This window comes from Streptomonospora sediminis (assembly GCF_054778995.1).
Window position 1 is genome coordinate 58,728 of the sequence record NZ_BAAGYZ010000102.1, and the last position, 21,517, is coordinate 80,244.

A 21,517-nucleotide genomic window follows, 5' to 3' on the forward strand; every position below is an offset into this window, starting at 1 on the left:
CGGCATGGCCGCGAAGGATCCGCTGGGCGTGCAATGGCGCACGAGCACCTACAGCGGAACGGGGGGAGGCCAGTGCGTGCAAGTGATGCTGATTGCCGGGGCCGTCGGGGTACGCGACTCCACCGCACCTGAAGGAACGATCCTGCGGTTCTCCGCGGGTGCATGGGCGGCGTTCGTCGTCGCCGCAGTGGGACGCTGCCTCTAGCTTCCTGCAAGGACAGGGGTGGCCGCGATCCGGGGCGCGGATTACTGCGCCCCGGATCGGCTACGGAGAATGACCGGTCCGCTACGCCCGGGCCACGCCGTCGCGGCGGGCCTGCTCGGCCACCGCCTGTGCAACGGCCGGGACCACCCGCGAGTCGAATGTGCTCGGGATGACGTAATCGGCGGCGAGGTCGTCGCCGACCAGGCCGGCGATCGCCTCGGCCGCGGCGAGCTTCATCGCCTCGGTGATATCGGAGGCGCGCGCGTCCAGGGCACCGCGGAACACCCCGGGGAACGCGAGCACGTTGTTGATCTGGTTGGGGAAGTCGCTGCGCCCGGTCGCGACCACGCTGGCGTAGGCCCCGGCGACCACGGGGTGGATCTCGGGGGTCGGGTTGGCCATGGCGAAGACGATGGCGTCGGGAGCCATCGTGGCAACGACCGACTCGGGCACCTCGCCCGCCGACACCCCGATGAAGACATCGGCGCCCTCAAGCGCGCCTTCGATGGACCCCCGCAGTCCGGCGCGGTTGCTGATCGCGGCCAACTCCTCCTTTATCGGAGTAAGGCCCTCGCGCCCGGCGTGGATCATGCCCTTGCTGTCGGCGACGGCGATATCGCCGATCCCGCCCTCGACCAGCATCTTGGTCACCGCCACGCCCGCCGCGCCTGCGCCCGAGACCACCACGCGCAGATCGGCCGGCGAGCGCCCGGTCAGCCGGGCCGCGTTGCGCAGCGCCGCGACCGTCACAATGGCAGTGCCGTGCTGGTCGTCGTGGAAGACGGGGATGTCCAGCCGCTCGCGCAGCCGGCGCTCGATCTCGAAGCAGCGCGGCGCCGAAATGTCCTCCAGGTTGATACCGCCGAACGACGGAGCCATCCGCTCGACCGACTCGACGATGTCGTCGACACCGTCGCAGGCAAGGGCGATGGGCACGGCGTCGACGCCGGAGAACTTGCGGAACAGCAGCGCCTTGCCCTCCATCACCGGCAGCGAGGCCTGCGGGCCGATGTCGCCGAGGCCCAGCACCGCCGATCCGTCGGTCACCACCGCCACGACCGAACTCTTCCAGGTGTAGGTGTCGACGAGCTCCGGGGAGTCGGCGATCGCGGTGCACACCCGCGCGACTCCGGGTGTGTAGGCCAGGGACAGGCTCTCGTGGTCGTTCACCTCGACGGACCCCTCGACACGCAGCTTGCCGCCGCGGTGCAGGGCAAACGCCGGATCGTCGTCGAGCCGGGTACGGGAATCAGTGGTCGACATGTCTGTGCAATACCCCTCAAGGATGCGAGCGCGCCCGCGTGGGCCGGGGGGCCGGGGCGCAGCTTCGTTGTTGCCTGCAATTGGCAGAGGCGGCGCGCGGAATGGCGGCAGGGGTGCGCTGGTAGGAAAGACTCCCGCAGGGGCACCGCAGGCGGTGCCGGAGGTTGGGGAGCAGGCCTGGCCGGCTCGGTGCGAGCCCGGCGCCGCAAATGTTACGGGGTTGACCCGTTACCCAATCCTCTCACAACGGTGACCCCAAAAACATGCCGTACCGGCGATGATGGCGCATTCACGTTCGCACGAACGTCTATGCTGCACGTTTGGCTGCGCGCCATAAGCGCGACAACGCGAACGCCGACCACCATCCGCCGTTCGCCCGGATAAGGAGTGACACGTGGCCGTGCTCAAGCACCTGGCAGCGCCCGCTGCCCGCATCGGACGCGCCCCCTACTACGCCGGTGCCCTCGCCGCCGTGCTGGCACTGTCGGCCTGCGGCGGCGGCAGCGGCGACGGCGAAGGCGCCGCCGGCGGCGCCCCCGACGCCACGTCCACACCGTCGGTCCAGGCCGACCCCGAACTCGCCGAGATGGTCCCCCAGGAGTTCCGCGACCAGGGCTCGCTCAAGATCGGCACCGACTCGACCTACGCCCCCGCCGAGTACCTCTCGGCCGAGGGGGACATCGTCGGCTTCGACGTCGAGCTGTTCAACGCGGTTGCGGCCAAGCTCGACCTCAAGACCAACTGGCAGAGCTCCAGCTTCGGCACCATCGTCGAAGGCGTCGACACCGACAAGTACGACGTGGGTGTCTCCTCCTTCACCATCAACGAGGAGCGGATGGAGCAGGCCCACATGGTGAGCTACTACACCGTGGGCACGCAGTGGTTCACCGCCAAGGGCAACCCCTCGCAGATCGACCCGGAGAACGCCTGCGGCAAGAACGTCGCGGTGCAGGCCAACACGGTCCAGGTCCCCGACATCGAGGCCCGCAGCCAGGAGTGCAAGGACAACGGCGACCCGGCCATCAACATCAGCAAGTTCAAGGGCCAGGACCAGGCGACCGAGTCGATCATCTCCGGGCGCAACGACGCCGGCCTGGCCGACATGCCGGTCGCGGTCTACGCCGTCGAGCAGACCGAGGGCAAGCTGGAGACGCTCGGCAAGCAGTACGAGGCCGCTCCCTACGGCGCCGTGGTGTCCAAGGAGGACACGGAGCTCGCTGAGGCCATCGCCGCCGGATACCAGAGCATCATGGACGACGGCACCTACACCGAGATCCTCGCCAAGTGGGAGCTGGACGGCCAGGGCACCCTGGAGCAGTCCGAGGTCAACCCGTCCCTTGAAGGCTAGAAGGCACGTGAGCACTACTCCCGAGGCACCCGGGCCGGCATCCGGCGCGCCGGCCGGGCAGGCCCCGCCAGCACCCGTCAAAGCAGTCCCCGTACGCCATCCCGGCCGCTGGGTCGCAGCGGCCGTGCTGCTGGTGTTCGTCGCGATGTTCGTGCACATGCTCATCACGAACGACGCGTTCGACTGGCCGTTCCTGTTCGAGCAGATGTTCTCCGAACCCGTGCTGATCGGCGTGCGCACAACGCTGATCCTCGCGGTGGTGTCGCTGGCGATCGGCATTGTGATCGGCATCGTCGTGGCGATCATGCGGCTGTCGGACAACCCGATCCTGGTGGCCGTCGGCTGGGTCTACACCTGGTTCTTCCGCGGGGTTCCGCGGATCGTGCTCTGCGTGCTGTTCGGCAACATCGCCATCCTGTACCAGACCATCGAGCTCGGCGTCCCCTTCGACAACTACTGGCTGCCGCTGCTCGGCTTCGAGGACGGCGCCCGGTTCTACTCCGTGCCGATGGAGACCCTGATCAGCCCGTTCGTGGCGGCCGTTCTCGCGCTGTCGCTGTCGCAGGGCGGCTACATGGCCGAGATCGTGCGCGCCGGCCTGCTCTCGGTCGATAAGGGCCAGACCGAGGCCGCCCAGGCACTGGGCATGGGCCGCCGCCAGGTGCTGCGGCGCATCACCCTCCCCCAGGCCCTGCGCGTGATCATCCCGCCGACCGGCAATGAGGCCGCGGCGATCCTGAAGGACACGTCGCTGGTGTCGGCCATCCCGCTGACCACCGAACTGTTCTTCCAGTTGCAGCAGATCGGCGCGCGCACCTTCAACCTGTTCCCGATGCTGGTGGCCGCCTGCCTGTGGTATCTGGCCGTGACCAGCCTGCTGATGGTGGGCCAGTACTACCTGGAGCAGGCCTTCAACCGCAGCGACCGCGGCGCGCGGGGCGGCGGTGGCCGCAACGGTGCCCAGCGAATCCGGACCGAGAGCCAGTAGGACGGCGAGTTGACCCAGAAAACGGCGGGAGCCGGTGCGGTGGCCGGCCCCGGGGACGACCGGATGGTCGTCGCCGAGAACGTGCACAAGTCCTTCGGCCGCCTGGAGGTACTGCGCGGCATCGACCTGGAGGTGCGCCGCGGCGAGGTCGCCTGCGTGGTCGGCCCCTCCGGATCCGGCAAGTCCACGTTCCTGCGCTGCATCAACCACCTGGAGAAGATCAGCGCGGGGCGGCTGTGGGTGAACGGGCAGTTGATGGGCTACCGCCAGCGTTCCGGCAAGCTCTACGAGCTGCCCGACTCCCAGGTCGCCCGCCAGCGCCGCGGCATCGGCATGGTCTTCCAGAACTTCAACCTCTTCCCGCACATGACCGTGCTCGGCAACGTCACCGAGGCACCGGTCCAGGTCCAGCGCGAGCAGCGGCCTGCGGCCCGCGACCGCGGCCTGGAGCTGCTGGACCGCGTGGGCCTGGCCGACAAGGCCGGTGAATACCCGCGCCGGCTTTCCGGTGGGCAGCAGCAGCGCGTGGCCATCGCGCGGGCGCTGGCGATGCGCCCGGAGCTGATGCTGTTCGACGAGCCCACCAGCTCGCTCGACCCCGAACTGGTCGGCGATGTGCTGGAGGTGATGAAGGGCCTGGCCGAGGACGGCATGACCATGGTCGTGGTGACCCACGAGATGGGCTTCGCGCGCGAGGTCGGCGACAGCCTGGTGTTCATGGACGGCGGCGTGGTGCTGGAGGCCGGCGAACCGCGCCGCATCCTGAGCGATCCCCAGCACGAACGCACCCGCTCGTTCCTGTCGAAGGTGCTCTGACATGATCCGCCCCGCGCGTCCCGAGGACGTTCCCGAGATCCTGCGGTTGATCCGCGAACTCGCCGAGTACGAGAAGGAACCGCAGGCGGCCGTGGCCACCGAGGCGCAGGTGCACGCCGCCCTGTTCGGCCCGGACCCCACCGCGGCCGCGCACATCGCCGAGCACACGCCCGGCGGCGGCCCCGCCATCGTGGCCGGGTTCGCCCTGTGGTTCCGCAACTACTCCACCTGGACCGGCAACCCCGGCATCTACCTGGAGGACCTCTACGTCCGCCCGGAGCTGCGCGGCAACGGCTACGGCAGGGCGCTGCTGGCCGAACTCGCGGCGGTCTGCGTCGAACGCGGCTACGACCGCCTGCAGTGGTGGGTACTGGACTGGAACGAGCCCTCCATCGCCTTCTACCGGTCGCTGGGGGCCCGGCCGATGGACGAGTGGACCGTCTTCCGGCTCGACGGCGAGGCGCTGGCGGCGCTGGGCGGCGCGGCACCTCCCGACCCCGCGGACCCGCCCTCCTGACCCCGCCGGCCCGGACCGCCCGGATTCCCCCACAGCACCCTGTGCACCGCTACGGTGTGCGGGTGAGCACGGTGAGAGTCAGCGGCGTCCTTCCGGTCCGCAGCCGCCCGGGCCGCCGTCCTGCGCAGCGGCGCAGGCGCGGCGGGTGTCCGAGACCGGACATCAGGGCCATCAGGGCCTCGGAAGGGACACGGGCCCAGGCGTGTGCACCGGGCGCGGACCGAAACAAGATAGATTGCTCTCAAGCGGCAATCTCGCTTCCCGGAGGAGGGACGTGACCGAAGAAACCGCCGCACCGTCGTCGGGTGCCACGGAAGTCCGTGACGCTGTGACTGTCCGGATGCCGGCCGACAGCGCCTATCTCTCCGTGCTGCGCACCGCCACGGCGGGCTTGGCGGCCCGACTCGACTTCACCCTCGATGAGATCGAAGACCTGCGCATCGGGGTCGACGAAGCGTGCGCGATGCTGCTCACCCAGGCACTGCCGGGGACCGACCTGACCACCGACTTCGAACTCACCGGCGACGGAATGCGCATTTCCGTCTCGGTGCTGACGGCCGACGGCCGGCTCCCCGAACGCGACACCTTCGCCTGGACCGTGCTCTCGGCCCTGGCCGGAGAGGTCGACGCCGGCACCGGCCCTGACGACCGCGTGTCCATCGTGCTGCACAAACGGCGCGGCGTGGCGGAGACGGCGTGAGCGAGAGGGGGCCCGCTCTGACGGCGAAGACGGAGCACGCGGTGCCCGACCGGGCCCGTGCACGAGAGTTGTTCGAACGCCTGAGCGAGCTTCCCGAGGACGCTCCCGAACGGCAGACCATCCGCGACGAACTTGTCGAACTCCACCTTCCCCTGGTCGAGTACCTGGCGCGCCGCTTCCGCAACCGCGGCGAGTGGCTCGACGACCTCACCCAGGTCGCCACCATCGGGCTGATCAAGTCGATCGACCGGTTCGACCTCGACCGCGGCGTGGAGTTCTCCACCTACGCCACGCCCACCATCGTCGGCGAGATCAAGCGGCACTTCCGCGACAAGGGCTGGGCGGTGCGGGTTCCGCGCCGCCTGCAGGAGCTCAAACTGTCGCTGACCAAGGCCGTCAGCGACCTGTCGCAGCGCGAGGGCCGGGCGCCCACCGTGCACGAGCTCGCCGAGCACCTCGGCATGTCCGACGAAGAGGTGCTGGAGGGCCTGGAGTCCGCCAACGCCTACTCCACGGTGTCGCTCGACGCCCCCGACAGCGGCGACGAAGACGCTCCGGCGGTCGCCGACTCGCTGGGCATCGTCGACGACTCCCTCGAAGGCGTGGAGTACCGCGAATCGCTCAAGCCGCTGCTGGAACAGCTGCCCCCGCGTGAGAAACGCATTCTGCTGCTGCGCTTCTTCGGCAACATGACCCAGTCGCAGATCGCCCAGGAACTCGGGATCTCCCAGATGCACGTGTCGCGGCTGCTGGCACGCACTCTGGCCCAACTACGCCAGGCACTGACCACCGAAGACTGATCCGGGTTTTCCGTTTTCTAGTCGTCTCCGCCGCGGGAGCCGCCGTCGGGGTAGAGGGTTGCGGTGGTGGCCGGGGCCAGCACCAGCGCCAGGCCCGCGGCGGCCACCGCGGCCATTACCGCGGCTATGGCGTACTGGCCGCTGGTGACCATGTAGTAGGCCACCACCAGCACGAGGCCCTGGGTCAGCACCACCGGGCTGCGCGCCCAGTTGTGCAGCTGCAGCAGGCCCCACGCGCAGTAGCCCGCTGCCGCGGCGCCCAGCAGCGCCAGCACGGTCAGCGGAATCGCCGACCCGGCGTCGGCGGCGCGGCCCAGCAGGGTCGAGACCAGGACGTAGCCGCCCCCGATGGCGGCGGCGGCCGCGACCAGAGCTTGGATCGCCGCGGCCAGGGTGATGGTTATGGGGCGTGACGACACGTTCCGAGCCTATCGGCCCACCGCCGGATCCCCGCACCGCATCGGCTTTGGCCCCGGCGCGGCGCCACGGCGGAGCCGCGGCGCAACGTGCCCGACCGGCGCCTAGACTGGGCCGCGTGCGCGCCCTCTTCATCGTGAATCCGCAGGCGACCACCACCACGCCCCGTTCCCGCGACGTGCTCGTCGGCGCGATCGCCCGCGAGATGGATCTGGAGGTCGCCCAGACCGAGTACCGCGACCACGCCCGCGAACTCGCCCAGCAGGCGGCCGGCGAGGGCTATGAGCTGGTCATCAGCCTCGGCGGCGACGGAACCGTGAACGAGGTCGTCAACGGCCTGCTCGCCACGCCCGAAGGACTGGAGCGCCCGAGCTTCGCCGCCCTGCCCGGCGGCAGCGCCAACGTGTTCATCCGGGCGCTGGGCCTGCCGACCGATCCGATCGAGGCCACCGGGGCGATGCTGGAATCGGCGCGGGTGGGCGAACGGCGCTCGGTGGGGCTGGGACGGCTGCGCACCGACCAGGACGACCGCTACTTCACCTTCTGCGCGGGCTTCGGCTGGGACGCCGATGTGGTGCACGAGGTCGAGCAGTTGCGGCGGCAGGGCAAACGGGCCTCGCCGGGCCTTTACATGTCCATCGCGTTCAAACTGTTCGTGCGCGGCGATGTCAACGTGCCCTCGCTGCGGATCGAGGCGCCCGGCCACGACCCCGTCCGCGACCTGTACTTCGCGCTGGTCACCAACACCACCCCGTGGACGTATGCGGGCGCCGTCCCGGTGCAGCCCACTCCGCGTTCCCGGTTCGGGCTGGGGCTGGACCTGTTCGCGCTCACCCAGGTCGGTACGCTCGGCACGGCCAGGTTGCTGCGCCAGATGCTTTCGCACCGGGGGGTGCCGCCCTACGGACGCGGCTACGTCTCGTGGCACGACCAGAGCGCGATCAGCATCACATCGCGCGCACCCCGCGCATTCCAGGTCGACGGCGAATACCTCGGGCACCGGAAGCGGGTCAACCTCGAATCCGTACCAAAGGCATTACGAATCATCGGTTAAGAGATGCCGAATTACCAGATGATAACGCGTGTGACGCACGCGACACGGCACCTTCGAGGTTGACTAATCGGCACCCTTGCATGGGTCGATCAATCCTGTCACGCTCAAAAGTGTCGCCGCACGTTACGGGCGAGTAAAAGGGAGATTCCGAGGTCAGGGAGCACACCGCGGCTCCGCGCGATCACCGGACCCCCTCCGCGCCCAAACCGGGCGCATGCCGGACCGGGAGTCAACGATGACAAGCGCCTGGTCGCCGCCAACTTAGTGAATTCATTCACAAAGCGCACGCTTCCCTCACCGTGAGGAGTGATCCGCATGGACTGGCGTCACCACGCCGCCTGCCGTGACGAGGACCCCGAGCTGTTCTTCCCGATCGGGAACTCCGGGCCTGCCATGGGTCAGATCGAGGACGCCAAAGAGGTGTGCCGGGCATGCCCGGTCAGCACCGCCTGCCTCCGCTGGGCCCTGGAGACCGGCCAGGACGGCGGGGTCTGGGGCGGCATGAGCGAGGACGAACGCCGCGCTCTCAAGCGCCGCCGCACGCCGGTCGCCGCTGTGCGACCCTCGCTCTGACTCCACCACCACAGCATCCCACGACCCGGTCCGCCCCTGTACCGCGCCCCCGGATTTCCGGCCTTCATTTTGTCGCCGGTCTCACCGCTGGAGCACCGGGGCTGACGGGCCTCTGGCGAGGCCCCCGATTCGCGCACCCGCCAACAACGCCGCCCGCCCTCCCGCCCGCTGAAGCGGGGCGGGGCGGCAGCGGTGGCCCGCGGCCGGCGCACCACCGCGGCGTCAGGTGTAGGGCTCGATGTTGCGATCGACCGGAAGCTCGATGGCCACCTTGGTGCCGCCCGACTCCTGCGGTTTGATCTCCAGCGACCCGTCGAGCTCGCTGACGATGAGCGTGCGGACGATGTGCAGCCCCAGGCTCGCGGTGCTCTCGATGTCGAAGTCGTCGGGCAGCCCTCCGCCATCGTCGGTCACCTCGATCACCAGCCGCCCGCCGTTGTGCTCCTCGCCCAACGGGGCGTCGATGCGCCGCGCCCGCACCTCGATCCGGCCCGGGCCGTAGCGCAGGCCGTGCTCGACGGCGTTCTGCACCAACTCGGCCAGCACCATGGACAGCGGCGTGGCCACCAGCGCCGACAGCAGTCCGAACTGGCCCGCGCGGCGCGGCACCACCTCGGCTCCGGTGGAGGAGACCTCGGCGGCCATCTCGATGACGCGGTCGGCGATGTCGTCGAAGTCCACCACCTCATCGGGGGTGTGGGAGAGCATCTCGTGCACGATCGCGATCGAGCCGACCCTGCGCACCGCCTCGTCCAGGGCGGCCCGGCCCTCGGGGATGTCCAGCCGCCGCGACTGCAGGCGCAGCAGCGCCGCCACGGTCTGCAGGTTGTTCTTCACCCGGTGGTGGATCTCGCGGATGGTGGCGTCCTTGGTCATCAGCTCGCGCTCGCGGCGGCGCAGCTCGGTGACGTCGCGCACCATGACCAGCGCGCCGATGCGGACTCCGCCCACCACCAGGGGAATCGAGCGCAGCTGGATGGTGGAGCCCCGCGCTTCGACCTCGGCCTCTTGGGGCACCCGGCCGCCCGCGGTCCAGGTCAGGGATTCGTCGCGGGTATCGCCGACCGCGGCCAGCTCCAGGGTGGTGCGGGCCAGGCGCGCGCCGACCAGATCGGCGGTGAGCCCCAGCCTGCGGTAGGCCGAGAGCGCGTTGGGGCTGGCGTAGACGACCTCGCCGTCCTGGTCCAGCCGGAGCAGGCCGTCGCCCACCCGCGGTGAGCGCACCATCAGCGGCCCCTGATCGCTGAAGGGGAACTCGCCCTCGGCGATCATCTGGGCCAGGTCGCTGGCGCTCTGCAGGTAGGTGAGTTCGAGCCTGCTGGGGGTTCGCGCCGAGCTGAGGTTGGTGCTGCGCTGGATGACCCCGATGAGCTTGCCGGTCCGGCGCACGGGGATGGCCTCTTCGCGCACCGGCACACCGCCCGACCAGTCGGGGTCGCCCTCGCGGCAGATGCGGCCCTCGCTGCGCGCGCGGTCGATGAGGGTGCGCCGCCCCGACAGCCTGCCCGGTCCAGCGCCCGCAGCGGTGGCGGTATAGGTCACATCATCGCGCAGCACGGTCTCGACGAGGTCGTCCTGGAAGGCGGTGGGACCGGTGGTGGGCCGCATTTGGGACACGGCCACCCAGCCGCTGTCGTCGCGCAGCCGGACCCACAACACCAGGTCGGCGAAGGAAAGGTCGGCCAGGAGCTGCCAATCGGAGACCAGCGAGTGGAACCACTCCAGATCCGCGGTCTTGAGCGCCGTATACCGTCGGATGAGATCACTGAGGTGAGGCACTCACAAATCATCCCACGGTTGCAGGCATACTCATAGGTACGCACTCGACCAGTGGTCCAAACCAATAGCGACCGGGAAGCGGTGGAGGAGTCCGACGTGACGGGTCAGCGAACGCTCGAAGACGGTCACCGAGTTCCGAAGTATTACCAGGTCAAGAAGCTTCTTCTGGAGCTCATCGAGGCCATGCCCGCCGGCAACCCGGTGCCGCCCGAACGCGCGCTCGCGGCCCAGTTCGCCACGTCGCGCACCACGGTGCGCCAGGCGCTGACCGAGATGGTCGTCGAGGGCAGGCTGCTGCGCATCCAAGGCAAAGGCACTTTCGTCGCCAAGCCGAAGGTCGCCCAGGTGCTGCAGCTGACCAGCTACACCCAGGAAATGCGCTCGCACGGCCTGCACCCGGCCACGCGCATCCTCGATGTCAGCTACATCAACGCCGACGACCAGCTCGCCGAACTGCTGGCGATCCGATCGGGCGGGCGGGTGCTGCGCATCGAGCGGCTGCGGCTGGCCAACGGCGAGCCGATGGCGGTCGAGACCGCCCATCTGGCCGCGCGGCGTTTCCCGGGCCTGCGCCGCCAGCTGGACCGCTACGCGTCGCTGTACGAGGCGCTGGCCAGCGCCTACGAGGTCCGGTTGGTCGAGGCCGAGGCCACCATCGAGACCGTCCTGGCCACCCCCAACGAGGCCCGGTTACTGGGCGTGGACGTGGGGCTGCCGCTGGTGCTGCACTGCCAGCACAGTTTCGACGGCGAGGGCCATCCGGTCGAGTGGGTGCGCTCGCTCTACCGCGGCGACCGCTACAAGTTCGTCACACGCCTGCGCCCGCCCGAGGGCGAGTGAGCCCGGAGCCGGCCGGCGGCGGGCGGACACCTCCGGCCGCATCCGGCCACGGCCCGGCGCGTGGCCGGATGCGGCCGGCAGGGTCCTGCCGGACGGCTTGCCGCGCCGGCGGGCAGTGGACCACCGCACCACTGTGGGCGAAGTCACCCGAAGACTGGTAACTTACCGTCCGGTAGCCCGTCCGCCGCCACCATGGCGCCCGCAGTACCCCCGGTACCCCGCGGTGCCCACGGTGCCCGCGGCATCCACCGGGTCCAGAGAAGGAGGGTGCCCGCCGCTATGTCCACGCCCCCGGAAGCCGCCGCGCCGCCGTTCACCGGCAGCCTGAGCGGACACGGCGGATCCCACGCCGTCCAGGTCGCGCTCCACCACGGCATCGACACCATGTTCACCCTCAGCGGCGGGCACGTGTTCCCCCTCTACGACGCCGCGGTGCGGCCCGAGCCCAGCATGCGGCTGGTCGACGTGCGCCACGAGCAGACGGCCGTCTTCGCCGCCGAAGGCATCGGCAAGCTCACCGGGCGCGGGGGGCTGGCCGTGGTCACCGCGGGCCCGGGCGTCACCAACACCGCCAGCGGCATCGCCACCGCCCGTTTCAGCGGCTCGCCGCTGGTCGTGGTCGGCGGCCGCGCGCCCGACGGCCGCTGGGGCCAGGGGCTGCTCCAGGAACTCGACCAGCCGCCGCTGCTGGAGTCGATCGCCAAGCGCGCCTGGACCGTGCACTCGACCGGCGGCATCGGCGCCGCAATGGACGAGGCGGCGCTGCTGGCCAACGGGGCGCACCGCGGCCCGGTCTTCGTTGACGTGCCCATGGACAGCCTCTACGACCAGGCCGAGGCCGAACTTGCGCCGTCGGCAGGACTCCCCGACCGCTCCCCCGATCCCGGACGCATCAGCGAGGCCGCGCGCCTCATCGGCGAGGCCGAGCGGCCGGTGCTGGTCTACGGTTCCGACATCTGGCTCGACGGTGCCGCCCCGGACGCGCTGGCGGCGGCCGACGAACTGGGCATACCGGTCATCACCAACGGGCAGGGGCGCGGCGTGCTGCCCGGCGGCCACCCGCTGCTGGCCAACCGCGCACGCGGGACCGCGCTGGGCCGCGCCGACCTGGTCGTGGTGGTGGGCACGCCGCTGGACTTCCGGTTGGGCCACGGCCTCTTCGGCGGCAAGGACGGCTACCCGCTGGCCAAGGTCGTGCACGTCGCCGACTCCGCCGAGCAGGTCACCGGCCACATGACACCGGCGGCCGCGGTCTGGGGCGATCTGGCCGCGGCACTGCGCGGCATCGCCGGCGCCGCCCGGCCCACCTCCGCCGCCGGGCGCTGGCGCGCCGAGGTCGCCGAGTCCGCCGCCGCCGCGACCGCCGACGACGCCGCCGCGCTGGCCAGCGGCAGCGACCCGATCCACCCGGCCCGCATCTACGGCGAACTGAACCGGCTGCTGGCCGACGACGCCGTGGTCATCGGCGACGGCGGCGACTTCGTGTCCTATGCGGGCAAGTACATCGAGCCCGCGCACCCGGGGCAGTGGCTCGATCCCGGCCCCTTCGGCTGCCTGGGCACGGGCATGGGCTACTCCATCGCGGCCCGGCTGGCCCGCCCGTCGGCCCAGGTGGTCACCCTGCTCGGCGACGGCGCAGCCGGGTTCTCGCTGATGGACGTCGACACCCTTGTCCGCCACAAGCTGCCGGTCGTGATGGTCTGCGGCAACAACGGCATCTGGGGCCTGGAAAAAGCGCCCATGCAGATGATCTACGGCTACGATGTCGCCGCCGACCTCACCCCGCAGACCCGCTACGACGAGGTTGTGCGCGCGCTGGGCGGCGGGGGCGAGCTGGTGACCGACCCCGACGGCATCGCCCCGGCGCTGCGGCGCGCATTCGACTCCGGCGTGCCCTACATGGTCAACATCGCCACCGACCCCGGCAACGTCTACCCGCGCAAGACAATGGGCGTCTGAAGGCACTGCGGTCGCTGCGGGCCGCAGCGGACGGCCGGACGCCCGCCGGCTGCCGGGCGCGGGCGGGGCTACTGGACGACGGCCAGCAGGTCGCCCTCTTGGACGACGTCGCCTTCGCCGACGTCGATGCTGATGACCTGGCCCGGTTCCTCGGTGAGCACCGGGATCTCCATCTTCATGGACTCCAGGACGAACAGGGCGTCGCCCTCGTCGACCTGGTCGCCCTGCTGCGCGGTCACCTTGAAGACGTTGGCGACCATCTCGGCACGGATCTCAGCCATCGTTACCTCCTCGCTGGGCCCTCGCGCGCGAGCGGGCGGGCCGGGAGCGCCGCCGACCGGCGGTTGCGATCTCAGGGTAGCCGGGCGACCGCGGACCGGAAACCCCGCGGCGGGCCGACGCGGTGGCGCCGGCCCGCCGGCTCACAGGTGGGCCGCAGCGCGCTCCACGGCCCGTGCGGCGGCCGCGACCACCTTGGGGTCGTATTCGCCCATCCCGTCCATGCGCAACCGCTCCAGCACCGCCTGCACGCGCTCGGGATCGCCGGATTCGCCGACGAGGTCGTCGACCGCGTTGGCGACCTTGATGACCCGGCTGCCCAACGGCGGCGGGCCGTCCTCGCCATCGCCGGTGTAGGGCTCGCACTGGCGGCGCACGACCTCGGCGACCGAGTCGAGCACGCCGGTCTCGCGGATCACGGCGGAGCCGAGTTCGGCGATGCGCCGCTGCTCGCGCGGCAGGGCGAACACGGTCGCACCGCTGGCGATGGGGTCGCGCAGCGAAAGCTGGCCGATGTCGTGCATCAGGGCGGCGTACTCCAGTTCCAGGAGTTCGGACTCGCGCATGCCCAGTTCGCAGCCGATCGACTTGGCAAGCCGGGCGACCCGGCGCGAATGGCCGGTGGCGACGTAGCCGCCGACCTCGGTGACGCGCGAAAGTGCGCGCACGGTCTGCAGGTAGGTGAGCCGGACCTCGGCGAACCGGCGGAACGCCACCTGGGTTACCAGCAGCGGCGCAGTGAATACCAGCAGGCCCGACAGCCCGGTGATGGTGCTGGCAAGGGCGATGAGAATACCGGAGGAACCGATGGCCATGCCCAGCGCGACGTGGGCCACCAGCTCGTCGCGGAAGGCCACGGCGAACCGGGTGCGCAGCCGCTCGGCGCGGATGGTGGCGGCGATCACGGCGTCGGTCAGCCAGCCCACCAGCACCAGTGCCGCCATCAGCCCCAGCGCCGGCCACCACTCCGCCGGACCGGAGCGCGGCGCCAGGTCTTCGGCGAACGGGCGGAACCCCAGCGTGATCACCACGATGATCATCATCCGCCGGGCGAGGTCGCTCCACCCGGGGGCCCGGCCGGCCGCGATGTGCGGCAGCTCGCCGAGCGCGAAGCCGACCGTGACCACCGCCAGAACCTGCCAGGACGAGTGGTGGACGTCGTCGCCGCCGACGGTCAGCAGGTATGTGTAGCCGATGGCGCCCGCCGAGGCGACGGGGGCGACCTCGCGGTTGCCCGGCAGGGTGATGCGGGCGAGCTCGCCCAGTGCGATGAGCACCCCGAACGCCAGGGCCGCCTGCGGATCGACGAACCCGGTCATCAGGGTCCACAGCAGTGATCCCAGGGCGAACACCGCCGCGGTGATGATGACCAGTGCGCGGACGGGCTCGCCCACCAAGCGCCACCGGCCCGGCCGGCGCGGCGCACGCATGTCGTAGAACTCCTCGGTGATCACCGCTCGCCCTCTCCGGCCACCCGCAGCGGCACACTGGGATCGTCGTGGTCCTGCCGGGCCACCACCGCGAAGTCGTCGCCGGGCGGCTCGACGGCGTCGGGAAGTTCCCAGCCCTCCTGGTCGACGGCCGCGATCAGCGCCGCCACCATGGCCGGGTCGAACTGGGTGCCGGCGCCGCGCCGCAGCTCGGCGAAGGCCTCGTCGATGCTGCGCGCTTTGCGGTAGGAGCGGGTCGAGGTCATGCAGTCGAACGCATCGGCAACGGAGATGATCCGCGCGAACTCCGGGATGTCGGTGCCCGAGAGCCCCATCGGGTAGCCGCGGCCGTCCATGCGCTCGTGGTGGTGCATGATCCCGGCAAGGGCCTCGTCGAGGAAGCCGATTTCGCGGACGATCTCGTAGCCGCGCATGGGGTGCAGCTGGATGGCGGCGAACTCTTCCTCGGTGAGCTTGTCCGGTTTCTGCAGCACCTTGGTCGGCACGCCCAGCTTGCCGACATCGTGCAGCATCCCCGCGTAGCGGATGGTCTGCACCCGCTCGGCGTGCATGCCCAGCTGCTGGGCGATCATGCCGGCGCCCTTGGACACGCGCATGCAGTGCCCGCGGGTGTAGTAGTCCTTGGTCTCGACGGCCTGGCACAGTGTGGCCAGCGTGGCCTCGTGCGCCCGCTGTTCGGCGATGCACTGGTCAAAGGCCCATCTGGCGATGAACAGCGGCAGCAGCACCAGCAGGATCACCGGTGCGCCGATCACGCCCCACACCGCGGCGATGAACAGCCCGAGCATGCCGTAGCCCTGCGACGCGAGCTCCAGGGTTGCCAGGGTGCGCCAGCGGACCCGGCGGGGCGGTTGCAGGCGCACCACGCCCAGGCACCACATCAGGGCGCCCATGAGCACGGCGTTGACCACCCCGTAGACCACCAGTGCCGCGCAGAAGGGCACGAGGATCCACGGGAAGTCGGAGCGGGCGGGCGCGCCCATCTCGCCGCCGAGGGCGAGAAAGGCGTGCCCGGCCGCGTAGCCGACCAGCGCGAGCTGGCCGCCGTTGAACAGCCGCTTGACGACGGTCTGCCGGCGCAGCACGAACGGCGCGGCGCACAGGGCACCCGCCGCCGCGCCGACCGGTCCGACCAGCACGGCGGCGGCCAGTGTCGCCGCTGCGCTCGGGGAGATCCCCGCTTTTCCGTTGTGCATGGCGGTGCTGATCGACTCGGTGACCACGAACAGCACAGCGACAAGGACCAGGGTTGCCGGGTCGATGCCGGTGTGCGGGCCTAGTGCGATCGCAGCGACGGCGCCGAGGACGACGAGCCCGATGTAGACCCGTGCCGCTACCGGAAGGGCACGCAATTTCTGGTACCTCCCACCCCAAAGCCGACCGAACCGCCATGGTTTCATCGATTCCGTTCTACCACCAGCACCACCCGTTCGCGCTGGCCAGGAACCAGATGGTCATGATTCCCCCGAGCACCATTTCGGAAATGAGCCAACTCACAGCAGCCCCCCTGCTTTCTGCGGTACGGCCGCACGCCCACCCGCCCGGCACCGGCCGGGCCCCCCGGTCGGCGTGCGAATTACCCCATACGGTGGATATGGCGGCCAGTTTAACGGGCCACACGCGGAGTCTGATTTCCCGCGACTGACGCACACACCAGATCCGGGCATCCATGACCGACCAATTTTCGAATCACGGAATTCCGAAGCAGTATCGTAGTTGCCGCGACTACTCTCCGCAACCACCTTGTTGGCAGGGCCCTCCGGTGCCGCTTTCAGCATTCCGGGGCGCTTTGGCGCGACGCAATGAACCATACGACCAGCTGTTATCACATTGTGTAACCGATCGATCACAGGACTCCGTATATCGTCTACAACGGAATGCGACCGTTTCTTGACCTGGTTGCAGGGTACGCCGGGCGTGTCGGACCGCCCTATGCGCGGCCGCATACCCGAGTACGCCAAAACCCGGCACGCATGCCCGCACACGCACATGCGGCCGCGGGCGGTCCGCACAACCGGCCGCCGCCAAAGCGTCCGGACGGCCGCCGCACACAGAAAAATCCGGCGGCCGAAAAAAATCGACCGCCGGATCAACGCGTATTAGGTTCTAACCAAAATTCGGGAACAACAGCGGTTCCACATGTATTTTGAGCCGTGCCGCCGGGAGTGCCGGGGTTGCCGGAAGTGCCGGGGCTGCGGGGATTGCCGGCGCCCGCGCCGCCTGGAGCGGGCGGCAGCGGAGGCGCCGGTTACTCCACGCCCTCGCGGACCTCCAGGTCGGCGCGCGCGGCCTCAAGCCGGTACAGCACCTTCGAGCGCAGATCGCCCGGCACCGGATCGGCTCCGCAGTGCTTGGCCACCAGCTTCTTCACGACCTCTTCCAGGCCGTACTCCGCCAGGCACGGCGCGCACTCGTCGAGGTGCTCGCGGATGTCGGAGCAGTTGGTCTCGTCGAGTTCGCCGTCGATGTAGGAGTAGACCTTCGCAAGTACCTCGCTACACGGGGTAGCGTGCGTTCCTCCGCAACTCATCGTTGGTCCCCCCGACTCGACCCGCCGTTGGACGCCTCTACCGCGATACCTTCGCCGTCCGCCGAATCGAGGATGCCGCGCTCCAGCGCGTACTCCTCCAGCATCGAGCGCAACTGGCGTCTACCTCGGTGCAACCGCGACATGACCGTGCCGATCGGGGTCTCCATGATCTCGGCGACCTCCTTGTAAGCGAAGCCCTCGACATCGGCGAGGTAAACCGCGATACGGAAGTCCTCGGGCAGGTCCTGCAACGCGCGCTTCACGTCGGTGTCGGGCAGGTGCTCCAACGCCTCGGCCTCGGCCGATTTCAGCCCCGACGAGGAGTGCGCCGCCGCCTGCGCGAGCTGCCAGTCCTCGACATCCTCGGTACCGGCCTGCTTGGGCTCGCGCTGCTTCTTGCGGTAGGAGTTGATGAACGTGTTGGTGAGGATCCGATACAGCCAGGCCTTAAGGTTCGTTCCCTCCTTGAACTGGTGGAACGAGCCGAACGCCTTGGCGAACGTCTCCTGGACGAGATCCTCGGCGTCGGTGGGGTTGCGTGTCATCCGCAACGCAGCAGAATAGAGCTGGTCCAAAAACGGGAGCACATCCCGCTCGAACCGAGCTCCCTGCTCGTCGAGTGTCTCCTGGCTCTGATTCAAGCCCGCCTGCCTCCTTGTGCTGGCCTCCCGTGGGGCAACCGTAGCCTCACGATACGACGCCGCACCGGTGGAGGGCACATCGCCTGGCGGGGCCGCGCCCGCGCGAGCTTGCACGAAGTCAGCGGTAGCAGTAGGCATTGGCCTGCCTTTACTCTCCTCGTCTGGTACTGCGCACGGACGCCGTAGGATTCTGCGTCCGGCGGCGCGTTGGCCGACGACCTGCCGGGTAGTGATGTGCATGCCAACAACCGGCCCCGCCCGCTGATTCCGGGCTCCGGGCTGGTATGCGGTTCGGGGACCCTCCCGTTTTCCGCACCTCCGCAGAGGTGACCCGGGCAAGAGTGCGGGTAAAACCCTCAGCAAAGACGTGGGAGAGGAGTATGCGTGCAACCGTCCTCCGACTCCGCGTCCCCGCCGCAGGTTCCCGAGACCGCCGGTCCTATGCCTGACACCCATGGCTCGCGTTCGGCCGCCGCACAGTTCGCGACCAGCGACTCCCTGTCCGCTTACTGGCGGTTCTACTGGGCGGTGGCCGATGCCCAGCTGGCCCGGTGGCTGCCCGATACACGCGGACGCATCCTCGACCTCTCCGGCCCCGACTTCCGCGGAGCCGCGCGGGCGGTGGCCGACGGCCACGACGTCGTCACCCTGCTCCCCTCGGCCGACACCCGCCCCCGCCGACCGCTCACCCTGGTCAACGGGCACGTGCCGGCGGCCCGGCGGCGCTCGCCCGGGCGCCTGCAGGCCGTGGTCGGCGATACCACCTTCCTGCCGACCTTCGCCGCGGAGTCCTTCGACTGTGTGGTCGCCGACAACCGGGTGCTCTCGCGCCACCTGGCCACCGAATCCTCGCTGAGCGAGATCGCCCGCGTGCTGCGGCCGGGCGGGCGGGTCCTGCTGTGCGTCGACTCCGTCGTGCTCGGCATGGCGCTGCTCGCCGAACAGGACCGCTGGCCCGAGCTGAGCTTCGCACCGCGCGCCGACGTGCTGCTGGTGCCCTGGCCCGACGGCTCCATCACCAGGTGCTTCACCGCCGAGCAGATCTCCGAGGTCATCACCGATGTCGGGCTCGAACTCGACTGGATCCGCCCGCGCACGGTGCTCTCCGCCTCGACCGTCGAACTGATGCTGGCCCGCGACCACCAGGCGCTGGGGCGGCTGGTCGAAATGGAACTCCAGGCCGCCGAGGCCGACGACTACGTGGGCGTGCACCTGCTGGCCAGTGCCGGCAAACCCGGCAACCGGTGAGCGGGTCAGCAGGTGAACCGGTGGGTTCGGTGAGCCGGCGGGCACGGGCGCGCACGCACACATGCGCGCAAGCCGGCAGGCCTGCAGCGGCACCGCACGCCACCGGGGGCCGGCGCCCTGCGGCACCGGCCCCCGGCTGAAGGCCTGCGGGCCGATCGGCCCGGCAAGCGGTTGTTCGCGCTGCGTAGGCTACGTGGGCTACTCCGCCTGGTCGGCCACGGGCAGATACACCCGCTTGCCGCGTTCGGCGAACTCCTCGGCCTTGTCGCGCATGCCCTGGTCGATGGCAGCCACCGTGGACATGCCGTTCTCCTCGGCGTACCTGCGCACGTCCTGGGTGATCTTCATGGAACAGAACTTGGGACCGCACATCGAACAGAAGTGCGCGGTCTTGGCGGGTTCGGCCGGCAGCGTCTCGTCGTGGAACGCCTGCGCGGTCTCCGGATCGAGGGCCAAGTGGAACTGGTCCTGCCAGCGGAACTCGAAGCGGGCGGTGGACAGGGTGTCGTCCCACTCCTGGGCCCGGGGATGGCCCTTGGCCAGGTCAGCGGAGTGGGCGGCCAGCTTGTAGGTGATGACTCCGGTCTTGACGTCGTCGCGGTTGGGCAGGCCCAGGTGCTCCTTGGGCGTGACGTAGCACAGCATCGCCGTGCCATGCCAGGCCACCTGCGCCGCGCCGATGGCCGAGGTGATGTGGTCGTAGCCCGGTGCGATATCGGTGGCGAGCGGCCCCAGCGTGTAAAAGGGCGCCTCGCCGCACAGCTCCTCCTCCAACCGCACGTTCTCGGCGATCTTGTGCAGCGGCACGTGCCCCGGGCCCTCGATCATCACCTGGACGTCGTGGGCACGGGCGATGTGGGTCAGCTCGCCCAGGGTGCGCAGCTCGGCGAACTGGGCCTCGTCGTTGGCGTCGGCGATGGACCCGGGCCGCAGCCCGTCGCCCAGCGAGAACGTGATGTCGTAGCGCCGGAAGATCTCGCAGAGCTCTTCGAAGCGCGTGTAGAGGAAGCTCTCCTGGTGGTGGGCCAGGCACCACGCCGCCATGATGGAACCGCCGCGCGAGACGATCCCGGTGACACGGCGGGCGGTCAGCGGGACGTAGCGCAGCAGCACGCCGGCGTGCACCGTCATGTAGTCCACGCCCTGCTCGGCCTGTTCGATGACGGTGTCGCGGTAGATCTCCCAGGTCAGCGCGGCAGGGTCGCCGTCTACCTTCTCCAGGGCCTGGTAGATGGGCACGGTGCCCACCGGCACCGGTGAGTTGCGGACGATCCATTCGCGCGTCTGGTGGATGCGCTTGCCGGTGGACAGATCCATGATGGTGTCGGCGCCCCACCGGGTGGCCCAGACCATCTTCTCGACCTCCTCGGCGACCGACGAGGTCACCGCGGAGTTGCCGATGTTGGCGTTCACCTTCACCAGGAATCCCTTGCCGATGATCATCGGCTCGGACTCGGGGTGGCACCGGTTGACCGGGATGACCGCGCGGCCGATGGCCACCTCGGAGCGCACGAAGTCGGGGTCCATCCCCTCGCGCGCGGCGATGTAGCGCATCTCAGGGGTGACCACGCCCGCCTTGGCGTAGGCGGCCTGGGTGACCGCGCCGTTCACGGGTTCGCGGTTGCGGATCCACTCCTCGCGCATGCGGGTGAGCCCGGCGTGGACGTCGATCCCGCCCGCGGCGGACGTATCCGCGGCCGCGGCAGTAGCGGTGTCTGTGTAGGGGCCGGAGGTGTCGTACAGGTCAATGTGGCTGCCATTGCCCAGCCCGACCCGGCGGTGCGGCACATACAAGGGCCGCGCGGAGCCGGGATCGGTGACCTCGTGGTAGACCTTCTGCGATCCCATGATGGGACCGGTGGTCACTGCGGGCTGGACATTACGGTCGTCGAGCGCCGTCAAGGCACGCCTCCCTACGTCGGAATTACCCGAACAGGTTCTGCGGTCGGCGGCACCGGCCCCGTTCTCGGGGCAGCCGCCCTCTCAGCCCGCCATGGCGCGAGCTCCCGCGGTTTGTTGTGTGTCGGCCGGCCGGCGGAAGGGCCGGGACCGGCGGGTCGGCAACTTCGGTTGCAACTGCGTGGCACCGTCGTCACGGTGTGCCGCCGG

General features: G+C 69.9%; 21 protein-coding genes. 12 read left to right on the forward strand and 9 right to left on the reverse strand.

Translation table 11 applies throughout. The features are described from left to right. Positions 1-4 precede the first annotated feature (4 nt). The gene (locus ACYVD5_RS19640; RefSeq protein WP_461002546.1) at positions 5-205 is read left to right on the forward strand and encodes a DUF397 domain-containing protein; all 201 of its coding nucleotides are present in this window, start codon (positions 5-7) and stop codon (positions 203-205) included. Between the two features lie 81 nt (positions 206-286). On the opposite strand, the gene ACYVD5_RS19645 is transcribed toward ACYVD5_RS19640, so the two are convergent. After that, a complete protein-coding gene (locus ACYVD5_RS19645; protein WP_461002547.1) occupies positions 287-1,468 on the reverse strand; it encodes an NAD(P)-dependent malic enzyme in 1,182 nt (393 codons plus the stop codon). 394 nt (positions 1,469-1,862) lie between these two features. Here ACYVD5_RS19645 and ACYVD5_RS19650 point away from each other — a divergent pair, with 394 nt between their 5' ends. The 6 genes from ACYVD5_RS19650 to ACYVD5_RS19675 all read left to right on the forward strand — a co-directional run bounded on the left by ACYVD5_RS19650 (position 1,863) and on the right by ACYVD5_RS19675 (position 6,637). Further along, positions 1,863-2,816: an ABC transporter substrate-binding protein gene (locus ACYVD5_RS19650; RefSeq protein WP_461002548.1), complete on the forward strand. Its 954-nt coding sequence runs from the start codon at positions 1,863-1,865 to the stop codon at positions 2,814-2,816. Between the two features lie 7 nt (positions 2,817-2,823). Continuing rightward, positions 2,824-3,804 carry an amino acid ABC transporter permease gene (locus tag ACYVD5_RS19655; RefSeq protein WP_461002549.1) on the forward strand — a complete coding sequence of 327 codons (981 nt, stop codon included), beginning with the start codon at positions 2,824-2,826 and terminating at the stop codon, positions 3,802-3,804. A 63-nt stretch (positions 3,805-3,867) separates the two neighbouring features. After that, positions 3,868-4,620: an amino acid ABC transporter ATP-binding protein gene (locus ACYVD5_RS19660; RefSeq protein WP_461002573.1), complete on the forward strand. Its 753-nt coding sequence runs from the start codon at positions 3,868-3,870 to the stop codon at positions 4,618-4,620. 1 nt (position 4,621) lies between these two features. Continuing rightward, on the forward strand, positions 4,622-5,137 hold the full coding sequence (locus ACYVD5_RS19665; RefSeq protein WP_461002550.1) for a GNAT family N-acetyltransferase: 516 nt from the start codon (positions 4,622-4,624) through the stop codon (positions 5,135-5,137). 274 nt (positions 5,138-5,411) lie between these two features. Next, complete coding sequence (locus ACYVD5_RS19670; RefSeq protein WP_461002551.1) at positions 5,412-5,837, forward strand: ATP-binding protein; 426 nt, start codon at positions 5,412-5,414, stop codon at positions 5,835-5,837. Positions 5,838-5,878: 41 nt separating this feature from the next. Beyond that, positions 5,879-6,637, forward strand: coding sequence for an RNA polymerase sigma factor SigF (locus ACYVD5_RS19675; protein WP_461002574.1), 759 nt, complete (start codon positions 5,879-5,881; stop codon positions 6,635-6,637). Positions 6,638-6,654: 17 nt separating this feature from the next. On the opposite strand, the gene ACYVD5_RS19680 is transcribed toward ACYVD5_RS19675, so the two are convergent. Next, a complete protein-coding gene (locus ACYVD5_RS19680; RefSeq protein ID WP_461002552.1) occupies positions 6,655-7,056 on the reverse strand; it encodes a hypothetical protein in 402 nt (133 codons plus the stop codon). A gap of 116 nt (positions 7,057-7,172) precedes the next feature. On the opposite strand from ACYVD5_RS19680, the gene ACYVD5_RS19685 reads away from it, so the two are divergent. Continuing rightward, a complete protein-coding gene (locus ACYVD5_RS19685; RefSeq protein ID WP_461002553.1) occupies positions 7,173-8,108 on the forward strand; it encodes a diacylglycerol/lipid kinase family protein in 936 nt (311 codons plus the stop codon). A gap of 315 nt (positions 8,109-8,423) precedes the next feature. Further along, positions 8,424-8,681 carry a WhiB family transcriptional regulator gene (locus ACYVD5_RS19690; protein ID WP_461002554.1) on the forward strand — a complete coding sequence of 86 codons (258 nt, stop codon included), beginning with the start codon at positions 8,424-8,426 and terminating at the stop codon, positions 8,679-8,681. 222 nt (positions 8,682-8,903) lie between these two features. Here the strand turns inward: ACYVD5_RS19690 and ACYVD5_RS19695 are convergent, their stop codons facing one another. Continuing rightward, on the reverse strand, positions 8,904-10,460 hold the full coding sequence (locus ACYVD5_RS19695; RefSeq protein WP_461002555.1) for a sensor histidine kinase: 1,557 nt from the start codon (positions 10,458-10,460) through the stop codon (positions 8,904-8,906). Between the two features lie 96 nt (positions 10,461-10,556). On the opposite strand from ACYVD5_RS19695, the gene ACYVD5_RS19700 reads away from it, so the two are divergent. Both ACYVD5_RS19700 and ACYVD5_RS19705 read left to right on the forward strand, forming a co-directional pair. Beyond that, positions 10,557-11,300, forward strand: a complete 744-nt coding sequence (locus tag ACYVD5_RS19700; protein WP_461002556.1) for a GntR family transcriptional regulator — start codon at positions 10,557-10,559, stop codon at positions 11,298-11,300. Positions 11,301-11,579: 279 nt separating this feature from the next. After that, positions 11,580-13,259 (forward strand): acetolactate synthase, encoded by a 1,680-nt coding sequence (locus ACYVD5_RS19705; protein WP_461002557.1) that lies wholly within the window; start codon positions 11,580-11,582, stop codon positions 13,257-13,259. A 68-nt stretch (positions 13,260-13,327) separates the two neighbouring features. On the opposite strand, the gene ACYVD5_RS19710 is transcribed toward ACYVD5_RS19705, so the two are convergent. From ACYVD5_RS19710 to ACYVD5_RS19730, 5 genes are all read right to left on the reverse strand, one after another. Beyond that, the gene (locus tag ACYVD5_RS19710; RefSeq protein ID WP_461002558.1) at positions 13,328-13,540 is read right to left on the reverse strand and encodes a biotin/lipoyl-binding carrier protein; all 213 of its coding nucleotides are present in this window, start codon (positions 13,538-13,540) and stop codon (positions 13,328-13,330) included. 141 nt (positions 13,541-13,681) lie between these two features. Next, positions 13,682-14,968 (reverse strand): HD-GYP domain-containing protein, encoded by a 1,287-nt coding sequence (locus tag ACYVD5_RS19715; RefSeq protein WP_461002575.1) that lies wholly within the window; start codon positions 14,966-14,968, stop codon positions 13,682-13,684. A gap of 20 nt (positions 14,969-14,988) precedes the next feature. Next, positions 14,989-16,341, reverse strand: a complete 1,353-nt coding sequence (locus ACYVD5_RS19720) for an HD-GYP domain-containing protein (protein WP_461002559.1) — start codon at positions 16,339-16,341, stop codon at positions 14,989-14,991. A gap of 896 nt (positions 16,342-17,237) precedes the next feature. Then, a complete protein-coding gene (gene rsrA / locus ACYVD5_RS19725; RefSeq protein ID WP_461002560.1) occupies positions 17,238-17,519 on the reverse strand; it encodes a mycothiol system anti-sigma-R factor in 282 nt (93 codons plus the stop codon). Then, the gene (locus tag ACYVD5_RS19730; RefSeq protein WP_461002561.1) at positions 17,516-18,160 is read right to left on the reverse strand and encodes a sigma-70 family RNA polymerase sigma factor; all 645 of its coding nucleotides are present in this window, start codon (positions 18,158-18,160) and stop codon (positions 17,516-17,518) included. The genes rsrA and ACYVD5_RS19730 overlap by 4 nt, the downstream gene beginning before the upstream one ends. A 441-nt stretch (positions 18,161-18,601) precedes the next feature. On the opposite strand from ACYVD5_RS19730, the gene ACYVD5_RS19735 reads away from it, so the two are divergent. Further along, positions 18,602-19,408, forward strand: a complete 807-nt coding sequence (locus ACYVD5_RS19735; RefSeq protein ID WP_461002562.1) for a methyltransferase domain-containing protein — start codon at positions 18,602-18,604, stop codon at positions 19,406-19,408. Between the two features lie 198 nt (positions 19,409-19,606). Here ACYVD5_RS19735 and thiC read toward each other — a convergent pair whose 3' ends face one another. Then, on the reverse strand, positions 19,607-21,310 hold the full coding sequence (gene thiC / locus ACYVD5_RS19740; protein WP_461002563.1) for a phosphomethylpyrimidine synthase ThiC: 1,704 nt from the start codon (positions 21,308-21,310) through the stop codon (positions 19,607-19,609). Positions 21,311-21,517: the final 207 nt, after the last annotated feature.